Origin of the sequence: Bacillus sp. FSL R9-9492, assembly GCF_038007365.1 — a bacterium.
Lineage (GTDB): Bacteria > Bacillota > Bacilli > Bacillales > Bacillaceae_G > Bacillus_A > Bacillus_A mycoides.
The window spans coordinates 4,090,727-4,111,477 of the sequence record NZ_JBBOXC010000001.1; the positions used below are offsets into that span (position 1 = coordinate 4,090,727).

Consider the following 20,751-nt stretch of genomic DNA (forward strand, 5'->3'; position numbering starts at 1 on the left):
TTTTGAATCTATTCGTTTATAATAAATTCAAAGAAAACGTTTGCATAAACTTTCTAGGGGGAAATATCATGGCAGAACTTAAATTAGAAAATATTTATAAAATATATGATAATAATGTAACAGCCGTAACAGATTTTAACTTACACATTCAAGATAAAGAATTTATCGTATTCGTTGGTCCTTCTGGATGCGGAAAATCTACAACACTACGAATGGTAGCTGGACTTGAAGATATTTCAAAAGGAGAATTTTCAATTGATGGTAAGCTAATGAACGATGTTCCTCCAAAAGATCGAGATATCGCAATGGTCTTCCAAAACTACGCTCTTTATCCACATATGAGTGTGTATGATAATATGGCATTTGGATTAAAACTTCGAAAAATACCGAAAGATGAAATCGACCGTCGAGTGAAACATGCAGCTCAAATTTTAGGACTTGAACAATATTTAGATAGAAAACCGAAAGCTTTATCAGGTGGACAACGTCAACGTGTTGCATTAGGTAGAGCAATTGTTCGAGACGCAAAAGTCTTCTTAATGGATGAACCATTATCAAACTTAGACGCTAAACTACGTGTTGCAATGCGATCAGAAATTTCTAAATTACACCACCGCCTTGGCACAACGACAATTTATGTAACACATGATCAAACTGAGGCAATGACAATGGCTTCACGCCTTGTTGTTATGAAAGACGGCAAAATCCAACAAATTGGAACTCCAAAAGAAGTATATGAAACACCTGAAAATATTTTCGTTGGTGGTTTTATCGGTTCACCCGCAATGAATTTCTTCCGTGGAAAATTAACTGAAACCGATTTCGTTATAGACAGTTCACTAAAGTTTAAAGTATCTGAAGGAAAAATGAAGTTATTACGCGAACAAGGCTATGTAAATAAAGAAATTGTTTTAGGTATTCGTCCAGAAGATATTCATGATGAACTATTATTTTTAGAAGCTTCACAAGCTACTACTTTCACAACGAAAATTGAAGTTGCAGAGTTGTTAGGGGCTGAATCCATTTTATATATGAAACTTGGAAATCAAGATTTTGCAGCACGTGTTGATGCAAGACATACTTTTTCACCTGGTGACCAAATTAAACTTGCTTTTGATATGAATAAAGCACATTTCTTTGATAGCCAAACCGAACAACGTATTCGTTAAAAAATAAAGTTCTATAATAGAACATACAAAAAAACCGTCCACATATATACTGGGGGCGGTTTTCCATTATTATACTAGGGCTTCTATTGTATGAAATGATTGTCCTCTCGTGCTAATAATACCAAAAACAGGTAAATCACTAAGCACCACTTCTTCTTGCTGTTTCATAAAAGATGACGTTAATTGTTTTATCTCTATCCAAACGTCATTAATACAAAGTGCATTGGAATCGTTCTCTTGTTGGCGAGAAAAAATAGAATCTATTTTATATAGACCAGCATTTTGAAAAAGCATATCAATACGACTGTATGCCTCCATAGCAAAACTAATAACACGTTGCCAATCTCCTTGTTTCCCCATATCGTAGGATACAAAAAGTGCTTCTCCGCCTAAATCCGTAATTTCCTCGGCTGTTGCTTGTCCACTTTCTTGATCAATGTCCGTCACAATTACTTTTGCGCCTTGCTTAGCCAACAAAAGAGCTGTACTACGTCCAATACCGATGCCACCACCAGTTACAATGGCAACTTTTCCTGCAAGCTTCATTTTCATTACCCCTTCTATATGTCTTACCGTCATTCAGTATACTCCTTTATTAGATTAGTCCGCAAGCAGGAAAAGTTTACTCCACAACTTGTAAGCGATTACTTTTCTGTTTCTTTTTTTTTCTTACTATTATATTGATCGAAGGTTAAACCAATAAAAATAAGAATTCCCCAAAATATTAAGCTACCTCCAGTCATTCCAAATCCCCCTTTGTTATATAACGATATTATTTATATCCATTATATCATTCTCTTAATTTTCAATCTATTCAAAACGAAAATAGGATGTTTGAATTAGCTACAGCTTCTTTAAACATCCTTCCGTAATATGGAAGGTACTATATAGGAGATATCCACCCTATATCAATTCCATTTATCTAATTTTATGAAAAAATAAGAGAATGATGAAATTTTTCACGAAATTAAAAATAAGACTTTTTATATACAAACGATAAAAAGTCTTATTTCATTAGTAGCACGTATAATCTAAATATTAATTATACAAGACTCATCACTTTCGTCTTTGCAATTAAATCATGGAAGCCACAATTATCTTTGCGGAATAACATCATATATACATTGCATATTAATGGAACTCCAAGTAATAATATGCTTGGTAATAATAATACCAAAAATCGTATTATTAATGTTTGTAACGTTAGTTTTTCACTTGTTAACGAGATTATTTTTGTTCTTGTTACCTTTTTACCAAGTGTAGAACCGTTCCAAAGAAAAGGTAACAGAATAAAATTTATAGCCATTAATACGAAAACAAGTGTAAGGTCATATCTATAGTCACCTAAACTTATATTAAAACGATTAAAAATAGCACTATAGTTTCCGGTAATAATAGCTACTACTGCACCGTACGTAACCGAGATTAAAAACATGTCAATAAGGGAAGCACCTATGCGATTCATTACAAGCGCTGGACGATGCATCTTTAACTTCATTTTGTGTCGACTCCTTCATATCCTTCTTTACCCGTCTCATCGTACCACTTCTAAAAAACATTGTAAACTGGCGTTTCGCTTACTTTTCTTGTACAATGTGTTACAACAGCATTATAAAGGAGGTTCCCATATTGAAAAGATGGATAATCCTATTTGCCGCACTCTTATTAACAGGTTGTACAGGCAATACAAACCATTTAACTTATACAATTAACGATGAATATGAACTCATCCATACTTCTGGAGATGCATTTGAACTTTTCCCCTCTCAGGATGCTGTATATGCTACACAATACATCCCTGCAAAGATTACAGAAATTGCTTGGGACGATAAATACATTATCACAAAACAAATTGAGGAAAAATCAGATCCAAATAATCCTGACGCAGCAATTACAAATAAAAAAAGTGAACATTATTGGATTATCGATGTAAAGCATAATAAACGATTCGGTCCTTATAATGAAAAACAATTTAACGAGCAAAAAGATGCTTTTAAAATTACAGTACCTTTTCAAAGTGTAGATTCATATGTGAAAGAACTAAAAAAACAGTCAGCATAACTTTTTATGCTGACTGTTTTCGTTTAAATACACACCTTACTTAGAAAATGAGATATTGAAAGTTTGTGGCTCTTTAACAGCTTCATGAGTATCTCCCACTGCTAAATCATCTGTTGTAAACTTAATATCCTTTACCTTCTCTTTTCCATCATCGAGTATTAAACCGATAATTCCTTCTCGTGTCTCACCAGGTTTATAATCTTCCCTTGATACACTCTTTGTGCCTACAAGTGTGTCTTCTTCATATAAAAAGTTTTGAGTCGCTACATTAAAATGCTGTTTGTCATTAATAATAACATCATTCATAGAGAAGAATTGCATGTTCTTATTTCCACTATTCTCTACCTTATATGTAATTTCAACATACCGAATCGTATCGCTAATCTCTGTTCCACTTAACGATGCATATAATTCAGCGTCTTCTTGACTCACTTTATCTCCCAATCTACGCTTTACTTCTTCAGGAGTTAATGCAGTATACACTTTCAATGTATTTTTTGCATCTTTGCTCATTTGTGATAATGAGATAACTTTAACGTCTTGTACGTGAATTTTCATTGGGGCTACTTCAAATGTCTGATTCACAGAATGCATCTGTTCTAATTCAAATGTCCCCCACCCTTTTTCTTTCACTTTTTGTCCTACTTTTTTAAGCTCACGCCCACCATACTCTTTTGTTTCTGGAATAGATTCTTTCTTTTTAGGTTCTGCCTTCTTTTCTTCTTGATGGAAGCAACCACTTAACATAAGAAGAAAACTACATAAAACAAAAATACTTTTCCATGCTTTCATGATTTAATTTCTCCTAACACTATCATTCATTAAAATATATTAGTCCCTTGATTTGTAAACTATAGAAACAATAAGAAGTCCACAAAACGAACTTGTCAGTCCAGATACTATTATACCTCCTATTTGGAAAATATGAAAATAGGGGTCTAATAACGCGTGCACGATAAATATAATGGCCGCCACAACGATAGATGAAGCCCAATATTTCTTTTTTTCCGAAGTTAAACTAGTATCTTGATCAGTTTCCCTTCTATATTTCCATAGCACATATATTAGTAATAGTAGACCAAAACACGTACTCCCATGCTGTAAAAATTTATAAATTGGAATACTATATACTTCTTGCTGTAACAGCGGTATTTTCACAACAAAATAGCCTGTCTTATGAGTAAAAGCATCCCAAACGACATGCGTCACCATACCGAATAAAGCAGAATAGCAAAATACAAAAAAGTCCTTCCAAGTATATAGCCCCCACTTCGCATCTACTACATATTTATAGTAACTAGCAAAAGGCTTAGGTAAATGTGTTATAAACGGTCCTTTTAAAATACGATGATATGCATATGCTAATAAAAAAACGAGTGGTAAATTCAAATAGAAGAAACCAGCCCATGTATGGCCAATAATACCGTATGGCCTAAAATATAAAAAATATTCAAAATCAGGTGCCATACTACCTAATATAAGAGCCGTCACCGAAATATAACTAGAATGTTTCTTAGCAAAAGGGAGAACAGCTGCTGGATGTGCAAATGTAAACGGCATATTAATACTCCTCTTCATATTTCTAATAGAATATCATCTATCATAACGAGAGAATTAATCTTGATGCAATGTTTATTTTCACATTGGAATATGATAGTTTACGTGTTATAATCCACATAAAATATTCAGAAAATAGGAGGAGTTCACGTGTCGTTAACACTTGTATTTTTTCTTGTTCTGTCTACCTTTTTTTAAGTACATACATTGGCTTCTTTCTATGGAAGCACTTGAAAATTATAAAATATATGCCTGCTCTCTTTGGCTTTATGAGCGTTCTTTTCATTTTCATATGGAAGAGAATGACTTTCGGCTGGGAAGGGCTCGGTTTTGGCGCACTTCAATATACAATATTACTAGCAAGTTGTATTACACTTGTATTTGCTGCTTTTTTAGAATCAAAATCCGTTATGAATTGAGGTTTATATATTGATTGACGTACCCTTTTTAAAAAGTGTCACATTAAAAAAAGAAAATATCCCTAGCTTTTCCGCATATCCATACTGCTTACCGGCTATACGAACATTACAATCACTCCTTTTCCATCCGAATGTAACATTCATTATTGGAGAAAACGGAACGGGTAAATCAACATTACTCGAAGCGATTGCAGTTGCTTTAGGTTTTAATGCAGAAGGTGGAACGAAGAACTTCCGTTTTAACACGTACGATTCACATTCATCTTTACATGAATACATTCGAATTTCAAAAAGTTTCAATACACCAAAAGACGGTTTCTTTCTTCGCGCTGAATCATTTTATAACGTTGCTTCTTATATCGATGAAATAGATGCTATAAAATCTTATGGCGGCGTTTCACTTCACGAACAATCACACGGCGAATCCTTCTTCTCATTATTTATGAATCGTTTTTCAGGACAAGGTTTATACATTTTAGATGAGCCTGAGGCAGCTTTATCCCCAATGAGACAACTTTCAATGCTCATTCGCATGCACGAACTAGCTGAACAAGGTTCACAATTTGTTATCGCAACGCATTCTCCCATTTTAATGGCTTATCCTGAATCTACTATATACTCTTTAACTCAAGAAGGAATTCACGAATCGACATTAGAAGAAACGGAGCATTACCAAACGACGAAACTTTTCTTTGAAAATCGCGATCGATTATTTCATCACTTATTTGAGTCATAAAAAAAGAGGCAGCAATCGCTGCCTCTTTTTTATAATGCTTCTATAAATAAAGCTACTCCAATACCGCCTCCAACGCATAGAGAGGCAATACCTTTCTCTAATCCACGTCTTTTTAATTCGTGAATTAAACTTACCGTAATACGAGCTCCTGTACAACCAATTGGATGTCCAAGTCCTACACCACTACCGTTTACATTCACTTTCTCACGGTCTAACCCTAACTCTTTCTCTACAGCTAAATATTGTGCAGCGAAAGCTTCATTAATTTCAAGTAAATCCGCATCTTCTAATGACCAATCTACTTTTTCTAATCCTTTACGAATTGCTGGTGCTGGTCCAATACCCATAATTTTCGGATCTACACCCGCTACTGAGTATCCAACAATTCGAGCTAACGGTTGTAAGCCTTTTTCTTTTGCTTTTTCTTCGCTCATTAATACTAGAACTGCACTTCCGTCATTAAGACCAGATGAATTACCTGCAGTTACTGATCCGTCTTTACGGAAAGCTGGTTTTAATCCTGCTAATTTTTCCGCTGTAATATCTGTACGTGGATGTTCATCCTTCGCAAATACAACTTCTTTTCTACGTTCTTTTATTGTAATAGGAACAATTTGATCGTCAAAGTATCCAGACTCCATCGCTTGCAACGCTAATGTATGACTACGAAGCGCAACTTCATCTTGTTCCTCTCTTGTAATTTCATATTGTTCAACTAAATTTTCCGCTGTTTCACCCATCATAATATGGTGAATCGGATCTTCTAAAACTTCCCACACCGTATCACGAATTTCTCCGTGCTGTAGACGTTGTCCCCAGCGGTGTTGTTTCAATGCATAAGGGCTCGAGCTCATTGCTTCTACTCCACCTGCAACAACAATATCACTTACACCTAATTGGATTTGCATTGCAGCAGACATAATTGCTTGCATACCTGAAGAACATTGACGTTGAATTGTATAACCAGTAACTGTGTCAGGAAATCCTGCCGCTAATGCAGCTGTTCTTGCCGTATTTGCTTCATCAGTTCTTTGAATACAATGACCTAAAATTACTTCATCAACTTCATGTGGCTCTACTCCGCCTCTTTTTACAGCTTCCTGAAGTACAGGAACAGCTAATTCTACTGGTGTTATATTTTTTAGTGCTCCTCCGAAAGTTCCAATTGGTGAACGAACTGCAGCTGTAATGACAACATTATGCATTTTGTACTTGCCCCTCTCTTATGTACCCTAGTAAGTTTTTAGGTGAAATTCCATAAGTTGTATGTCTAAAATTATCATACTATAAACATACCAAAAAATCAAAATATTTAATATAATAAGAATAGAAGGAATTAACCTTCTATTCTGTCAATGCATATAAGAATTTTTGTAATATCTTCTCTGTCGTTTCATTCAATTTTGGTAACTTATCTACTGGAAAATATTGAAGTTCTAACCCTTCATGATCGAGCTTTAATTCTCCGCTTACATGATGTGCCTGATACAGATGAATCACATTAAAAATTTCATCTCCATTTGGATAACGGAAATAAACTTCCTTTCCTGAAAGAACGCCAAGAAATTGCATAATTTTCGCGTTTAGTCCCGTCTCCTCGAATAATTCTCTACGAGCAGTTTCTTCTGTCGTTTCTCCCAGTTCCATTGCCCCACCAGGTACGCCCCAATCATATGTATCTGAACGATATTGAAGCAATACTTCTTGATTATCATTTAATATAATAATTGCTGATCCTACTAAAATAAGTGGTCTCGTACCAACTACTTTGCGTAACTCTTCAATATACCCCAATATGTAAACTCCCCTTTCCTCACCCTTCCTTATCATAACAAAATTCTCTTTCTTTTGTTGCTGTAATTTTCAATAAAAAAGGAAGCTTCCACTTCCTTTTTTTACCGTTATCCTGCTATTTGCGGGCGGTAAGACCCCTACCTCAAAATTCAGCGAAAGTAAAGAAGTTAGGTGGGGATCGGGCTGCCCATAAAAGCCCGATTGGTGAGGGCTGATAATCAGTGGGCGATGAACAAAACCCCCACTGATTAAAGTTTCACTTTATTTCTTAAAGCTTTCGTATTTTACAACTTCAAAAGCTTCTTCAATTTCCTCATTATGATAATGGACATATGTAAAACGTCCTAATTCTACTAATCTAGCTATTTCTTGCAATGCTTTATGCTGATCATATGTTTCTTCAATTGTAATATGTACATAAAACTTCATTAATGGATGTTCATATAAAGGTTCTCCCACCTCTACATATACATCTTCAACCCCTTGCACAACTCTTACATAGCTCGCAAATTGATACAGAGCTTCTCTGTCTGAAACGATTTTTAATGTATACATATATTCTCCCCCTTTTCTTTACTATATCAAAAAGATGACCATACTACGTTATAGAACTATGAAATTTTTTCGACTTATAGTCTATATATTCGTGTAATAAACAAGGCGTTTATCCATACATAGGACCTTTCCCCCACATATATTATAGAAAGAATTTTTTCATTTGAGGTGTTCCTTATGAATTCATACGTTAATATATGTGTTTGCATTACTCCAGGCGCCGATATTTCTGACGACCGTATTGCAAAAGATTTAGCAGTTGCAGAATCAATTTGGCATCCCATTACATTTAAAATTAAAGAAGTAATTGTACTAAACGAGCTTTTCCGTTTTTCTAATCGGGAAATTAGTTATAAAAACTCCATTCAAAGTCAGGAAAAATTATCATCTTTTTTTCAAACTTGTGTTAACGAAGCTCCTGAATGCGACCTTTATATTTGTTATATTGGTAGTGATTATTTCAAAGAAACCGCAGTAATCGCTTGCGCTTACTCTCTAGCGAAACAACAACAACTTACTGGTTACATCGTTTTAACAAACTCAGCTGCTCCAATGAAAAATATATACACCCTCGCTCACGAAATTGGTCATATTTTATTTACAAGACGAATTCATGGAAAACTTACGCACGCAGATCCCCACTCTCCAACCGGTTCTGAACATCACCATTCACCATCGAACCTTATGTACCCTATAGTCCCTAGCCCTAATAACGTTCACATCAATTCATTATTAACAAATGAACAAAAAGCGCTCTCTTTACAAAGTCTCTTATTACAAAGAAAAAAACAGTAACGATCTTGTTACTGTTTACAACAATATATTCTAATCAACAAACCAAATACCGGCTGCTAGAAATAAAAACATACAACTAAAGATAAACGTAATCCCTCTAAAAATCCCTATATAATATTTCTTTGGAAATACTTTTTTGCATATCCAGAGCAGCCCTTTTCCTATTAAACCGAAGAACAAAACATAACCCGATGTGTCATCTAGTAAAGTATCGAAATAGTCATCATGTACCTTTTTCGAAAAGGTAGTATATAGCCCAAAAATCGTTAAACCTAAAAATACAATAGACAATATACCTAGAAATATACTTTGCATACTTGTTCCCCCCTTAATAAAAAATTCAGTTCGTGCACTATTAATATAAAGCTAGCTTACAGTTTTTTTCTCCTCATTTTTCAAAGACCATCGCATTAATACATACAAACTTCCGTACAGAAGTAAAGGCTCTAGTATTCCCCAATATGGGTTTTGCTTCCCTAATTCTTTAAATACAAACATAATTAATAGCGGTACGATAACAGCTAATATTCCAATCCATCCAAGTATAAAAGCTTCACCAATTAACAACACTAATAAGACAATTCCAGCTAGTATATAACTTTGCATAGTAGTTAATTGCAATACAGGTGTCCCATACCATTTATTCATAAACATTAATAATACTAGTAATAAAATTGGTAGCAAAGCTGCTACATAAATAATGCTAAATTCTTTTATTTTGCTTTTAAATGATGACATCTTAAAAGCAAAAATAATACCCACAATAGTAATCATTAAAACAATTGGATACCCAATCAATTGTACATTCGTTAATGTAAATTCATGATTCGGACTTTCAAATAAAATATTTGTAAGTAACCAATATCCACCTATCCCAATTATCATTCCTAAAATAGTCTTTATACTCCCGCTTTTATCCTTCTCCATCTCTTTTGCCAATTCTTCCGCATACGCTTTTGGCGAATCACCAAATATATCTCTTACCGTCTTTCCTTTTTTCTCACCTTCTATTAAATGTAGCTCTGCATCCTCTAAAAAAACATCTACATCTCCTTCTTTAATTCCCTTCGTAATTAAATACACTTTCGTATCAATTAAAAACTTTTCTCCCTCTTTAGAAACTTGCATTAGAACCCCTCCCTTATTTAACCGTTTCTCTTCTATTCGCCTTCATCATAATTTCAAGGAAGATTAAAATAAACAAACTTCCGTATAAACATATAATTTGAAATAACATTGGCACGAGATCTTCTGATGTAAATGTTTTAAACACTAACATAATAGAAAGCGGAATGATTAAATATAAGTTTTTAAACCATCCTTCAAAATATATATTTATAGCTACCGTGAGGATAAAGATCCCTCCAGCTAATATATAACTTTGGACTAGAGTCAACGTAAACATCGTTGTAGGATTTATCACATCTAATATCGTAACTGCTCCTAATAAAAACATTGGCGCTATCATGACTAAAAACCACATTGAAAACCACGTTTTTGTAAAGCTTGTTACAAAGGTCATTTTACGAAGTAGAAAATTAGGACCCATTACAGCTACGATCAATGTAAAACTATAGCCAATACACTGAATAAGTGAAATCTGTAGAATTCCGTTATTCACTATTAAGATAGAAGCAATAATCCAAAACGATACGATATTCATTACCGTAAAACCAATTTGCTTCCACGTTTCCTGTCTATCCCTTTCCATTACTTTTACAAGTTCATTTGCATATTCTTTCGGTGAGCTTCCGAAAATATCTTCTACACTTTTTCCGTCACCCTCACCTTCTATTAAATGCAACTCTGCATCTTCTAAAAAGCTTTCAATATCGCTTTCTTTCACACTCTTTGCAGTTAAAAATAATCTCATATCTAATAAAAAATTTCGCGCTTCATTTGATAACATTATTTTTTTCTCCCCTTCCCTTCAAGTAGACGCTCTACACTACTTTGCATCGCTTCCCAGCGATCCATAAATTCATCCAGTGCTTCCTCGCCTTTTTCTGTTAATGTATAATATTTTCGCTTTGGACCAGATGGAGATTCCTTCATTACACTTGTTATTAATCCTTCCTTTTGCATTCGTATTAATAACGGATAAATACTTCCCTCACTCGCCATTGTGAAACCATACTTCGCTAATCTTTCACTCATTTCATAACCGTATATTTCACCTTCAGAAATAATAGCAAGTAAGCATCCTTCTAAAATCCCTTTCAGCATTTGACTTGTCGACATATTTCAAATCCTCCCACTATCTTGTTTTACAAGATAGATAAGCGTAAGTATCTTGCTTTACAAAATAGTATAGCAAACGCTACTTTGCAAAACAAGATAGCTAGCAATATTTTTCCAAATGTTTGCAGGGATTTTATTATCACCTCTCTAAATAGAGCAATAAGAGAACTTTTATTATGAAGGAGTGTTTTTCATCATGGTTACAAATCGAGTTGTCTTTTTAACAGGTGCTGCGAGCGGTATTGGTTATGAAATGGGAAGTGCTTTTGCCAAAGAGGGTGCTAAAGTTGTGATTAGTGATCGTCTTGAAGAACGTGCGAAAGAAGCTGCTGAACAATTGCAAAAAGAAGGCTATCAAGCCATTGGTTTAAAATGTGACGTTACATCTGAAGAAGAAATTACAGCAGCAATTTCTCAAACAGTTACTCACTTCGGCTCATTAGATGTATTAATTAACAACGCAGGAATGCAACATGTTTCACCGATTGAAGATTTTCCAACTGATAAATTCGAGCTTCTTATTAAAATTATGCAAATCGCTCCATTTATCGCCATCAAACATGCCTTTCCGATTATGAAAAAGCAAAAATATGGTCGTATTATTAATGTTGCTTCGATTAACGGACTTGTTGGATTCGCTGGAAAAGCTGCCTATAATAGTGCGAAACATGGTGTAATTGGATTAACAAAAGTTGCTGCTTTAGAGGGAGCAACTCATGGAATTACTGTAAATGCTCTTTGTCCCGGATATGTTGATACCCCTCTTGTACGAAATCAACTACAAGACTTAGCAACTACGCGAAATGTACCACTTGAAAATGTTTTAGAAGATGTCATTTATCCTCTTGTACCACAGAAACGTTTGCTACAAGTACAAGAAATTGCTGATTATGCTATGTTTTTAGCGAGTGAAAAAGCAAAAGGTATAACTGGTCAAGCCGTCGTTATCGATGGTGGTTATACGGCTCAATAAAGTGAAACTTTAATCAGTGGGGGTTTTGTTCATCCCCACTAATTATTAGCCTTCACCAATCGGGCTTTTACGGGCAGTTAATGCGGGATAAAAAATAAAGTTTGCTCTTCGCGAGCAAACTTTATTTTACTTTCTATCGCGAGGATCTTTCTACTTTAGTAATTGTTTAGGGAGTTTCTCAATTGCAACAATCACTCCGTCTAATTTATTTTCAATCCGATGGAGTAAATATAATGTTACAACAATTGGAAAGCCCACATTACCTATCATCCCGATCCACTCTTCCATCTTTCTCTCCTCCCTTCATTACATAAATAAGAGGAAACGAAGACTTAAGGCATAAAAAACAAGCTATTTTTTATTAGCTTGTTTTTTAACTACTCAGCCATACATTTCATTTTTCAGCATATAGATTGCTACCATGAAGATACAAATGGTCCTACACCTTGCTACCTTTCTTTGTTTTAAAACGTTGCGCGTGGTAGGAACAGGCACTTACCGCTCCTATACATAGCCAGTCCCTCTCGACCATTTAAAAACATGCTTTTCTACCGTTTTTTTATATAGCGACTGAGCAGTTAGCTTATTTTTTCAAATAATGATGTAATTTCTTGCTTATAATCTCCACGTAAAATACCTTTCTCAGTAATAATCCCCGTAATTAATTCATGCGGTGTTACATCAAATGCAGGGTTAAATACAGGCGTTCCAAGTGGCGCCACTTGTTTCCCAAAAATTTTCGTAACTTCTGTTTCATCTCTTTCTTCAATGACAATTTCAGCACCTGTTTGTTTCGTAGTATCAAATGTAGATAACGGTGCTGCAACGTAAAATGGGATACCGAAATAATTTGCTAATATAGCTAAATTTAATGTTCCTATTTTATTAGCAGTATCACCGTTTTCAACGATTCGATCTGCCCCTACGATAATCGCATTAATTTCTTTCGTTCGAATTGCATGTGCTGCAGTATTATCCGTAATAAGCGTTACATCAATGTCTGCTTGTTTCAATTCCCATGTCGTTAAACGACCACCTTGTAAAACCGGCCTCGTTTCACACGCATACGCATGTAAACGCACACCCTTCTCTTTCCCAATATAAAATGGGGCTAATGCTGTTCCATATCTAGCAGTTGCAATACTTCCAGCGTTACAAATTGTTAAAATTTTATCACCGTCTTTAAAACATGTTAAAGCATGTTCTCCAATACTTCGGCACACCATTTCATCCTCTTGCTGAATATGAAGCGCTTCTTCTTCTAATATTTTTTGAGCTTCTTTTATTGTAGTAATCTCTCGAATAGATTCTCTCATACGATTGATTGCCCAAAATAAATTGACTGCTGTCGGGCGTGATGTTCCTAAATAGTTACAATCTCTATTAAACTTCTTCTGAAACTCATAGATATTTATAGTATCGTATTTCTTTGCCGCAAGCGCCAAACCAAACGCAGCTACAATTCCAATTGCAGGCGCTCCTCGTACTTCTAACATAATGATACTTTTCCATACATCTTCAATATTCGTTAATGTTTTGTATTCAGTGACATGCGGCAACTTTGTTTGATTTAATACTGCAATTGCATCGCCTTTCCAACTTACAGATCTCGGAATAGTAATAATTGTACTCATGCTTTTACGCCTCCAACTGTCTGTTGAAATAATGTTCGAAACAGTTGAATATCAGCACCCTTGGCTTCATATTTTATTAGTTCTCTACCTAAGGATAACGCTTGTTTTTTAGCTTGAATTCTATTTTCTTTATTTGCTATCCCATCTAAATCCGCTACATGAGCTAAGCCAATTGTTCTACGAATCAGTTCACATCCGGCAAATCCGACGGCATCAGTAAAGATATTTTGCAAAATAATTGGTAACCATTGTTTTTCTTTCGTATATGCTTCTACACCTTCTCCAATCCATAACTTCGTAAAGTTTTCTACAAAATAACTCCATGTCTTTTCTATATGGAAAAATAGTACACTTCTCTTTTCTTCTTCTCTAGATAAAGCATTTAATAATAGATTTGCAATAAATTGACCGATATCAAATCCAAATGGACCGTACGTTGCAAATTCTGGATCGATCACTTTCGTTTCAGAAGGTGATGAAAAAATACTACCAGTATGTAAATCACCATGAATAAGCGCTTCTTTTCTCGTTAAAAACTTATATTTATATTGTGCTACTTTTAGTTTTAAAGTTTTGTCACTCCAAAGTTCATCAATCACTGACTGTAAATCTGACTCATAATCATTCGTATCATAATGTCCAAATGGATCCGTAAAAACTAAATCTTCTGTAATTTTACTAAGGTCTGGATTTACAAATGTACCTTCTAGTACCCTTTTCTCTTCTGACTGTAAACCGAAATCTGAAGTATAAAACAAAACATGTGCTAGAAAACGACCGATATGCTGGGATAAAAGTGGATATCCTTCTCCATCTATTAATCCTTTTCTTGTAATTGTTAGTCTTGATAAGTCTTCTATTACTGTAACTGCTAACTCTTCATCATGACTGTACACTACCGGAACATAATCTGGCACATACTTCGCAAAAATTTGTAATGCTTTACTTTCAATCGTCGCTCTTTTTATAGACAGTGGCCAGCTCTCACCAACTACTTTCGCATATGGCAGTGCTTGTTTTATTATAATAGACTTCTCTCCATCATCTAATTTGAACACGTAATTTAAATTTCCATCTCCAATTTCATGACAAACTACATTTGCTTTCTTTTCAAAATAACCGTGTTCTTTCGCATATTGTATAGCTGTTGTTTCAGTTAATGAATAATATCCCATCGTCTTCTCCTCCTTTTCATTCAGAGGTTTTTCTAAAATAGAAAAACCCCTTTCCACAAAGAAAGAGGTTTGAAGTTTATCTTCTCCCCTCTTATCTGCCAGAAAGTTTACTTTCTGCTGGAATTAGCACCGTGCCTTTTGGCGTCATAAACGCCCCATTTCACAATGGTATTACGGTCGGTTGCTGGGCTTCATCGGGCCAAATCCCTCCACCTGCTCTTGATAAGAGTTTTATAATTTTTAGAATTTTTAACTTTATGATGAAGACTATACCAAGAATAAAAATCACTTGTCAACATTTTATTTGTATAATTCTGGACGACGATCTGCAAAAACTGGAATTCCTTTACGTACCTCTTTAATTTTCTCGAATTTAAGTTCTCCAAATAAAATTGATTCCTCTTCATTTGCCTCTACCACAACTTCACCCCAAGGATCCACAATTAGAGAATGACCTGCAAACTCATTATTCGGATCCTTTCCTGCTCTATTGCACGCAACAACATAACACTGATTTTCAACTGCTCTCGCCTGTAAAAGCAAACGCCAATGTGCTAAACGTACTAATGGCCATTCTGCTACAACAAATAAAACTTTTGCACCTTTAGCAGTATGAACGCGCATCCACTCTGGAAAACGAATATCATAACAAATTGTACCAGCACACTCTACATCATCTAACTTAAATTCACCTGTCTCATTACCAGCAACTAAATATTTATGTTCATCCATCAGCTGAAATAAATGTACTTTACTATATTCATTGACTAGATTCCCTTCATTGTTTACAACATACATTGTATTTGTAACCCCTTGCTCTGTTTGCTTTGCTATGGAACCACCAACAATATGTACACCATATTGCTTCGACCATTCTTTCAACTTTTCTTTCGTTTCTAATCCATCCGTATCTGCAATTTTAGAAAGTCTCGTTAAATCATATCCTGTTGTCCATAGTTCTGGTAAGACGATAACATCTGGTCTTTCTTTCATCGCTTCACTTATTTTTTTTTTAGCGTTCTCAATATTTTTTTCTACATCTCCAAAGACAATATCCATTTGAATACATGCGACTTTCATTTTTTCAGCCCCATTCTCATTTTTTTCTTTACAAAATACTGGAAAGATTATATCATTTGTCACTAGAATTGTAACAACTTTCAAAAGAGGTGGAAAGTATGAAATTATTTCAACCTTCTGAGATAGTAACATCATTGCCAACACAATTTTTCGCTTCACTTGTTGCAAAAGTTAACAAAGTCGTTGCAGCTGGTCACGATGTTATTAATCTAGGTCAAGGTAATCCAGATCAACCAACACCGCAGCATATCGTTAAAGCTTTACAAGATGCTGCTGAAAAGACCATTCATCATAAATATCCGCCATTTCGCGGACACGAAAGCTTAAAAGAAGCCGTGGCAACATTCTATCAACGTGAATATGATGTAGTAGTAAATCCAAAAACTGAAGTTGCTATTTTGTTTGGTGGAAAGGCTGGATTAGTAGAATTACCAGTTTGTTTTACAAACCCTGGTGATACTATTCTCGTTCCAGATCCAGGCTATCCAGATTATTTATCAGGAGTTGCTTTAGCAAAAGCACAATTTGAAACAATGCCGCTTATTGCAGGAAATAATTTTTTACCGGATTATACAAAAATTGATGACTCTGTTGCGGAGCGAGCAAAGTTAATGTTTTTAAACTATCCAAATAACCCTACCGGTGCTACTGCATCAAAAGATTTTTTTGATGCAACCATTCATTTTGCTAATAAACATAATATATTAGTTGTTCATGATTTTGCTTACGGTGCTATCGGATTCGATGGTCAAAAGCCTGTTAGTTTCTTGCAAGCAGACGGCGCTAAAGATACAGGTATTGAGATTTACACTTTATCGAAAACTTTCAATATGGCTGGATGGCGTATTGCTTTTGCAGTAGGAAATGAAAGTGTCATCGAAACTATTAACCTATTGCAAGATCATATGTATGTTAGTATTTTTGGTGCAGTTCAAGATGCTGCCCGCGAAGCACTATTAGGCTCGCAGTCTTGTGTGGTCGATCTTGTTAATAGTTATGAATCTCGGAGAAATGCTCTTATTTCAGCTTGTCACTCAATTGGTTGGAAAGTAAACATTCCAACAGGATCATTCTTTGCATGGCTTCCTGTTCCAAAAGGATATACATCTGAGCAATTTTCTGACATTTTACTAGAAAAAGCACACGTTGCAGTTGCTCCTGGTGTTGGATTTGGTGAGCACGGCGAAGGGTATGTTCGTGTTGGTCTCTTGCATACAGAAGATAGATTACGAGAAGCAATTAATCGAATTGATAAATTAAATTTTTTCAAAAAGTCATTGACAACATAAAAAATATCTGACAAAATTCAGTTATCTTAAAAATTTAAACATTTCTAAATACTTCTTATCAAGAGCAGGTGGAGGGACGAGCCCGACGAAACCCGGCAACCGATCTACAATTGTAGACACGGTGCTAATTCTCGCAGCGTTACGCTGACAGATAAGGAGCTGGTTGTAAAAAAACCTCTCCTTAGCTGAGAGGTTTTTTTATTTAACTAGGAGGGTATAACAATGAGCGGAATTATAGCGACATATTTAATCCACGATGATTCTCACAACTTAGAAAAGAAAGCAGAACAAATTGCAATCGGTTTAACAATTGGTTCATGGACTCATTTACCACACTTATTACAAGAACAATTAAAACAACATAAAGGCAATGTCATTCATATTGAAGCGTTAGACGAACAAGAACATATTAACTCTTACCTTGGCAAAAAAGTATCACGTGGACTCATTAAAATTCATTATCCATCGCTGAACTTTAGCCCTGACTTACCAGCCATTTTGACAACAACATTTGGAAAACTTTCGTTAGATGGAGAAATTAAACTAATTGATTTAACATTCTCAGACGAATTAAAGAAACAGTTCCCTGGACCAAAATTTGGAATTGAAGGCATCCGAAACCTTTTACAAGTTCAAGATCGACCTCTTCTAATGAGTATTTTCAAAGGGATGATAGGACGGAATATTGGATATTTAAAAACTCAACTACGCGATCAGGCAATTGGAGGCGTAGATATTGTAAAAGATGATGAAATTTTATTCGAAAACTCATTAACACCACTTATAAAAAGAATTGAATCTGGTAAAGAAGTTTTACAATCTGTATACGAAACTTACGGGCATAAAACTTTATACGCAGTAAATTTAACAGGTCGAACTTATGATTTAAAAGAAAACGCGAAACGTGCGGTGGTAGCTGGAGCAGACATTCTTTTATTTAATGTATTTTCTTATGGATTAGATGTACTGCAAGCACTTGTAGAAGACGATGAAATTCCAATTCCTATTATGGCACACCCTGCTGTAAGTGGCGCATATTCATCATCGAAACTATACGGTTTCTCTTCTCCATTACTACTTGGAAAATTACTACGTTACGCTGGTGCTGATTTCTCTTTATTCCCATCACCATACGGCAACGTTGCATTAGAAAAAGAGGAAGCTCTTCTCATTACAGCAGCATTAACTGAGGAAGACCACTATTTCAAGAAAAGTTTTTCTGTTCCATCTGCTGGAATTCATCCTGGTTTCGTTCCCTTTATTTTACGAGATTTTGGTAAGGATGTTGTTATTAATGCCGGCGGTGGGATTCATGGGCATCCAAATGGAGCTCAAGGTGGTGGCAAAGCTTTCCGTGCTGCAATTGAAGCTACTTTACAAGGTAAACCACTCCATGAAGTGGATGAAATAAATTTGCATAGCGCACTACAAATATGGGGAAATCCTTCTCATGAGGTGAAATTATGAGTATTCAAGTATTTTGTGATTTCGATGGTACGATTACAAATAACGATAATATCATGTCCATTATGGAAAAATTCGCACCACCAGAAGCAGAGGAAATAAAGCAAAAAATTTTATCGCAAGAACTTTCTATTCAAGAAGGTGTTTCTCAATTATTTCGATTAATACCTATTAATCTACACGATGATATTATTCAGTTTTTACAAGAAACTGCTGAAATCCGTACAGGTTTTCATGAATTCATACAATTCATTAATGAAAATAACATTTCCTTTTACGTTATATCAGGTGGAATGGATTTCTTCGTCTATCCACTCTTACAAGAAATAATCCCTAAAGAACAAATTTATTGTAATGCAACTGACTTTTCAGGAGAATTTGTTGAAGTGAAATGGCCGCACCCTTGTGACGAGCAATGTCAGCATAGTTGTGGTCTCTGTAAATCATCATTAATTCGTAAACTAAGCTCTAAAGATGATTTTCATATTGTGATTGGAGATTCTATTACTGATTTACAAGCAACAAAACAAGCAGATAAAGTATTCGCCCGTGACTTCCTTATTACAAAGTGTGAAGAAAATCGTATTGCTTATACACCGTTTGAAACATTTCACGATGTTCTAGCTGAACTAAAACATTTGTTGGAGGTGAAATTATGAAACAACTTTTTCGTCAATGGTATGACTTAAGTGAGATTAAAAAAGAATTAACAACTCGGAATTGGTTTCCAGCAACGAGTGGAAATATTTCTATAAAAGTCAGTCATGATCCCCTTACTTTTCTTATTACAGCAAGTGGCAAAGATAAAACAAAAACCACTCCAGATGATTTTTTATTAGTAAATCATCAAGGAATTCCCGTTTTAGAAACTGAGTTACGCCCTTCGGCAGAAACAATATTGCATACACATATTTATAACAATACGAACGCCGGGTGCGTACTTCATGTTCATACAACTGATAACAATGTCATCACAAATTTGTATAGTGATGCAGTCACCCTTCAAAATCAAGAGATTATTAAAGCTCTTGATATTTGGGAAGAAGGTGCAACGATTAACATTCCTATTATCGAAAATGATGCTCATATCCCGACGCTTGGAGAGAAATTCCGAAAGCATATACAAGGAGATTCAGGAGCAGTATTAATTCGAAACCATGGCATTACCGTATGGGGCCGTGATAGCTTTGATGCAAAAAAAAGATTAGAAGCTTATGAGTTTTTATTCCAATTTCATATAAAATTATTATCAATTCAAGGAGGCGTTTCTAATGGCGCAAATTCGTATTCATGAGGAAAATACTCGTATTGAAAATGAAGTAGAAGTATCAAACTTTCTACAAGGAGAAGATGTTTTATATGAGAAATGGAATATTTCTAAACTTCCTACTCATTTAAAAGAAAATTACTCCTTAACAGATGAAAACAAAGCTGAAATATTAACGTTGTTTTCAAAAGAAATTGCTGATGTTTCAGAGCGCAGAGGTTATAAAGCATATGATGTGATTTCACTTTCAAATAGCACACCTAACCTTGACGAGTTATTAATTAATTTCCAAAAAGAACACCATCATACTGACGATGAAGTTCGCTTTATTGTCAGCGGTCATGGCATCTTCGCTATTGAAGGAAAAGATGGTCGATTCTTTGACGTTGAACTCGAGCCTGGTGATCTTATATCTGTGCCTGAAAATGCAAGACACTATTTCACCTTACAAGATGATCGCCAAGTTGTAGCTATTCGTATTTTTGTTACAATAGAAGGTTGGGTTCCAATTTATTAAGGTAGCTAGTTGAATAAAAGAACTT

26 protein-coding genes, 1 pseudogene and 2 riboswitches are annotated in these 20,751 nt (G+C 35.0%); of the genes and pseudogenes, 11 read left to right on the forward strand and 16 right to left on the reverse strand.

The window, feature by feature from the left end:
- The first annotated feature begins 68 nt into the window (after positions 1 to 68).
- Positions 69 to 1,169 (forward strand): ABC transporter ATP-binding protein, encoded by a 1,101-nt coding sequence (locus MKY70_RS20690; protein WP_002066938.1) that lies wholly within the window; start codon positions 69 to 71, stop codon positions 1,167 to 1,169.
- A gap of 69 nt (positions 1,170 to 1,238) precedes the next feature.
- On the opposite strand, the gene MKY70_RS20695 is transcribed toward MKY70_RS20690, so the two are convergent.
- From MKY70_RS20695 to MKY70_RS20705, 3 genes are all read right to left on the reverse strand, one after another.
- Entirely contained in the window at positions 1,239 to 1,748 is a 510-nt protein-coding gene (locus MKY70_RS20695) for an SDR family NAD(P)-dependent oxidoreductase (RefSeq protein ID WP_341025638.1), read from the reverse strand.
- Between the two features lie 65 nt (positions 1,749 to 1,813).
- Entirely contained in the window at positions 1,814 to 1,912 is a 99-nt protein-coding gene (locus tag MKY70_RS20700; RefSeq protein WP_002142992.1) for a hypothetical protein, read from the reverse strand.
- A 299-nt stretch (positions 1,913 to 2,211) separates the two neighbouring features.
- Positions 2,212 to 2,667: an RDD family protein gene (locus MKY70_RS20705; RefSeq protein ID WP_002138152.1), complete on the reverse strand. Its 456-nt coding sequence runs from the start codon at positions 2,665 to 2,667 to the stop codon at positions 2,212 to 2,214.
- Between the two features lie 131 nt (positions 2,668 to 2,798).
- Here MKY70_RS20705 and MKY70_RS20710 point away from each other — a divergent pair, with 131 nt between their 5' ends.
- The gene (locus tag MKY70_RS20710; RefSeq protein ID WP_002033805.1) at positions 2,799 to 3,230 is read left to right on the forward strand and encodes a DUF3997 domain-containing protein; all 432 of its coding nucleotides are present in this window, start codon (positions 2,799 to 2,801) and stop codon (positions 3,228 to 3,230) included.
- A 36-nt stretch (positions 3,231 to 3,266) separates the two neighbouring features.
- Here MKY70_RS20710 and MKY70_RS20715 read toward each other — a convergent pair whose 3' ends face one another.
- Positions 3,267 to 4,025 carry a hypothetical protein gene (locus tag MKY70_RS20715; protein ID WP_033715007.1) on the reverse strand — a complete coding sequence of 253 codons (759 nt, stop codon included), beginning with the start codon at positions 4,023 to 4,025 and terminating at the stop codon, positions 3,267 to 3,269.
- A 36-nt stretch (positions 4,026 to 4,061) separates the two neighbouring features.
- Entirely contained in the window at positions 4,062 to 4,790 is a 729-nt protein-coding gene (locus MKY70_RS20720; protein ID WP_002142995.1) for a DUF4184 family protein, read from the reverse strand.
- Between the two features lie 147 nt (positions 4,791 to 4,937).
- Here MKY70_RS20720 and MKY70_RS20725 point away from each other — a divergent pair.
- Positions 4,938 to 5,206, forward strand: a pseudogene (locus MKY70_RS20725) (hypothetical protein).
- Between the two features lie 10 nt (positions 5,207 to 5,216).
- Positions 5,217 to 5,942, forward strand: a complete 726-nt coding sequence (locus tag MKY70_RS20730; RefSeq protein WP_002192628.1) for an AAA family ATPase — start codon at positions 5,217 to 5,219, stop codon at positions 5,940 to 5,942.
- 29 nt (positions 5,943 to 5,971) lie between these two features.
- Here the strand turns inward: MKY70_RS20730 and MKY70_RS20735 are convergent, their stop codons facing one another.
- The 3 genes from MKY70_RS20735 to MKY70_RS20745 form a co-directional block, all read right to left on the reverse strand.
- Positions 5,972 to 7,147: an acetyl-CoA C-acetyltransferase gene (locus MKY70_RS20735; RefSeq protein ID WP_341025640.1), complete on the reverse strand. Its 1,176-nt coding sequence runs from the start codon at positions 7,145 to 7,147 to the stop codon at positions 5,972 to 5,974.
- Positions 7,148 to 7,286: 139 nt separating this feature from the next.
- Positions 7,287 to 7,736 carry an NUDIX hydrolase gene (locus MKY70_RS20740; protein WP_012261633.1) on the reverse strand — a complete coding sequence of 150 codons (450 nt, stop codon included), beginning with the start codon at positions 7,734 to 7,736 and terminating at the stop codon, positions 7,287 to 7,289.
- Positions 7,737 to 7,997: 261 nt separating this feature from the next.
- On the reverse strand, positions 7,998 to 8,291 hold the full coding sequence (locus tag MKY70_RS20745; RefSeq protein WP_002088390.1) for a DUF3928 family protein: 294 nt from the start codon (positions 8,289 to 8,291) through the stop codon (positions 7,998 to 8,000).
- Between the two features lie 177 nt (positions 8,292 to 8,468).
- On the opposite strand from MKY70_RS20745, the gene MKY70_RS20750 reads away from it, so the two are divergent.
- Complete coding sequence (locus MKY70_RS20750) at positions 8,469 to 9,086, forward strand: ImmA/IrrE family metallo-endopeptidase (RefSeq protein ID WP_002033939.1); 618 nt, start codon at positions 8,469 to 8,471, stop codon at positions 9,084 to 9,086.
- A 30-nt stretch (positions 9,087 to 9,116) separates the two neighbouring features.
- Here the strand turns inward: MKY70_RS20750 and MKY70_RS20755 are convergent, their stop codons facing one another.
- Genes MKY70_RS20755 through MKY70_RS20770 form a run of 4 tightly spaced genes read right to left on the reverse strand, consistent with a single transcriptional unit; the run spans position 9,117 to position 11,327 of the window.
- On the reverse strand, positions 9,117 to 9,401 hold the full coding sequence (locus MKY70_RS20755; protein WP_341025641.1) for a DNA-binding protein: 285 nt from the start codon (positions 9,399 to 9,401) through the stop codon (positions 9,117 to 9,119).
- 51 nt (positions 9,402 to 9,452) lie between these two features.
- Positions 9,453 to 10,214, reverse strand: a complete 762-nt coding sequence (locus MKY70_RS20760; protein WP_088034412.1) for a DUF1129 domain-containing protein — start codon at positions 10,212 to 10,214, stop codon at positions 9,453 to 9,455.
- Between the two features lie 13 nt (positions 10,215 to 10,227).
- The gene (locus MKY70_RS20765) at positions 10,228 to 10,995 is read right to left on the reverse strand and encodes a DUF1129 domain-containing protein (RefSeq protein ID WP_341025642.1); all 768 of its coding nucleotides are present in this window, start codon (positions 10,993 to 10,995) and stop codon (positions 10,228 to 10,230) included.
- The gene (locus tag MKY70_RS20770; protein ID WP_002014879.1) at positions 10,995 to 11,327 is read right to left on the reverse strand and encodes a PadR family transcriptional regulator; all 333 of its coding nucleotides are present in this window, start codon (positions 11,325 to 11,327) and stop codon (positions 10,995 to 10,997) included. Before MKY70_RS20770 ends, MKY70_RS20765 begins: the two co-directional genes overlap by 1 nt.
- Positions 11,328 to 11,523: 196 nt before the next feature.
- Here MKY70_RS20770 and MKY70_RS20775 point away from each other — a divergent pair, with 196 nt between their 5' ends.
- Positions 11,524 to 12,300: a 3-hydroxybutyrate dehydrogenase gene (locus MKY70_RS20775; RefSeq protein WP_002190555.1), complete on the forward strand. Its 777-nt coding sequence runs from the start codon at positions 11,524 to 11,526 to the stop codon at positions 12,298 to 12,300.
- A 150-nt stretch (positions 12,301 to 12,450) separates the two neighbouring features.
- Here the strand turns inward: MKY70_RS20775 and MKY70_RS20780 are convergent, their stop codons facing one another.
- The 4 genes from MKY70_RS20780 to MKY70_RS20795 form a co-directional block, all read right to left on the reverse strand.
- Complete coding sequence (locus MKY70_RS20780; RefSeq protein WP_002066967.1) at positions 12,451 to 12,588, reverse strand: YvrJ family protein; 138 nt, start codon at positions 12,586 to 12,588, stop codon at positions 12,451 to 12,453.
- A gap of 290 nt (positions 12,589 to 12,878) precedes the next feature.
- Complete coding sequence (gene mtnA, locus MKY70_RS20785) at positions 12,879 to 13,934, reverse strand: S-methyl-5-thioribose-1-phosphate isomerase (protein WP_088034408.1); 1,056 nt, start codon at positions 13,932 to 13,934, stop codon at positions 12,879 to 12,881.
- Positions 13,931 to 15,109, reverse strand: coding sequence for an S-methyl-5-thioribose kinase (mtnK, locus tag MKY70_RS20790; protein ID WP_002131201.1), 1,179 nt, complete (start codon positions 15,107 to 15,109; stop codon positions 13,931 to 13,933). The genes mtnA and mtnK overlap by 4 nt, the downstream gene beginning before the upstream one ends.
- An 88-nt stretch (positions 15,110 to 15,197) precedes the next feature.
- A riboswitch (SAM riboswitch) is annotated at positions 15,198 to 15,338 on the reverse strand.
- Positions 15,339 to 15,409: 71 nt separating this feature from the next.
- Entirely contained in the window at positions 15,410 to 16,273 is an 864-nt protein-coding gene (locus MKY70_RS20795; protein ID WP_113735428.1) for a carbon-nitrogen family hydrolase, read from the reverse strand.
- A 14-nt stretch (positions 16,274 to 16,287) separates the two neighbouring features.
- Between MKY70_RS20795 and MKY70_RS20800 the strand changes: the two genes are divergently transcribed.
- From MKY70_RS20800 to MKY70_RS20820, 5 genes are all read left to right on the forward strand, one after another.
- Positions 16,288 to 17,478, forward strand: coding sequence for a pyridoxal phosphate-dependent aminotransferase (locus MKY70_RS20800; RefSeq protein ID WP_341025643.1), 1,191 nt, complete (start codon positions 16,288 to 16,290; stop codon positions 17,476 to 17,478).
- 52 nt (positions 17,479 to 17,530) lie between these two features.
- Positions 17,531 to 17,636: riboswitch (SAM riboswitch) on the forward strand.
- Between the two features lie 64 nt (positions 17,637 to 17,700).
- Complete coding sequence (mtnW, locus tag MKY70_RS20805; RefSeq protein ID WP_002143008.1) at positions 17,701 to 18,945, forward strand: 2,3-diketo-5-methylthiopentyl-1-phosphate enolase; 1,245 nt, start codon at positions 17,701 to 17,703, stop codon at positions 18,943 to 18,945.
- Positions 18,942 to 19,601, forward strand: coding sequence for a 2-hydroxy-3-keto-5-methylthiopentenyl-1-phosphate phosphatase (locus tag MKY70_RS20810; RefSeq protein ID WP_002128925.1), 660 nt, complete (start codon positions 18,942 to 18,944; stop codon positions 19,599 to 19,601). The genes mtnW and MKY70_RS20810 overlap by 4 nt, the downstream gene beginning before the upstream one ends.
- Positions 19,598 to 20,236: a methylthioribulose 1-phosphate dehydratase gene (locus MKY70_RS20815; protein WP_012261637.1), complete on the forward strand. Its 639-nt coding sequence runs from the start codon at positions 19,598 to 19,600 to the stop codon at positions 20,234 to 20,236. Before MKY70_RS20810 ends, MKY70_RS20815 begins: the two co-directional genes overlap by 4 nt.
- Positions 20,214 to 20,726: a 1,2-dihydroxy-3-keto-5-methylthiopentene dioxygenase gene (locus tag MKY70_RS20820; RefSeq protein ID WP_341025645.1), complete on the forward strand. Its 513-nt coding sequence runs from the start codon at positions 20,214 to 20,216 to the stop codon at positions 20,724 to 20,726. Before MKY70_RS20815 ends, MKY70_RS20820 begins: the two co-directional genes overlap by 23 nt.
- Positions 20,727 to 20,751 lie beyond the last annotated feature (25 nt).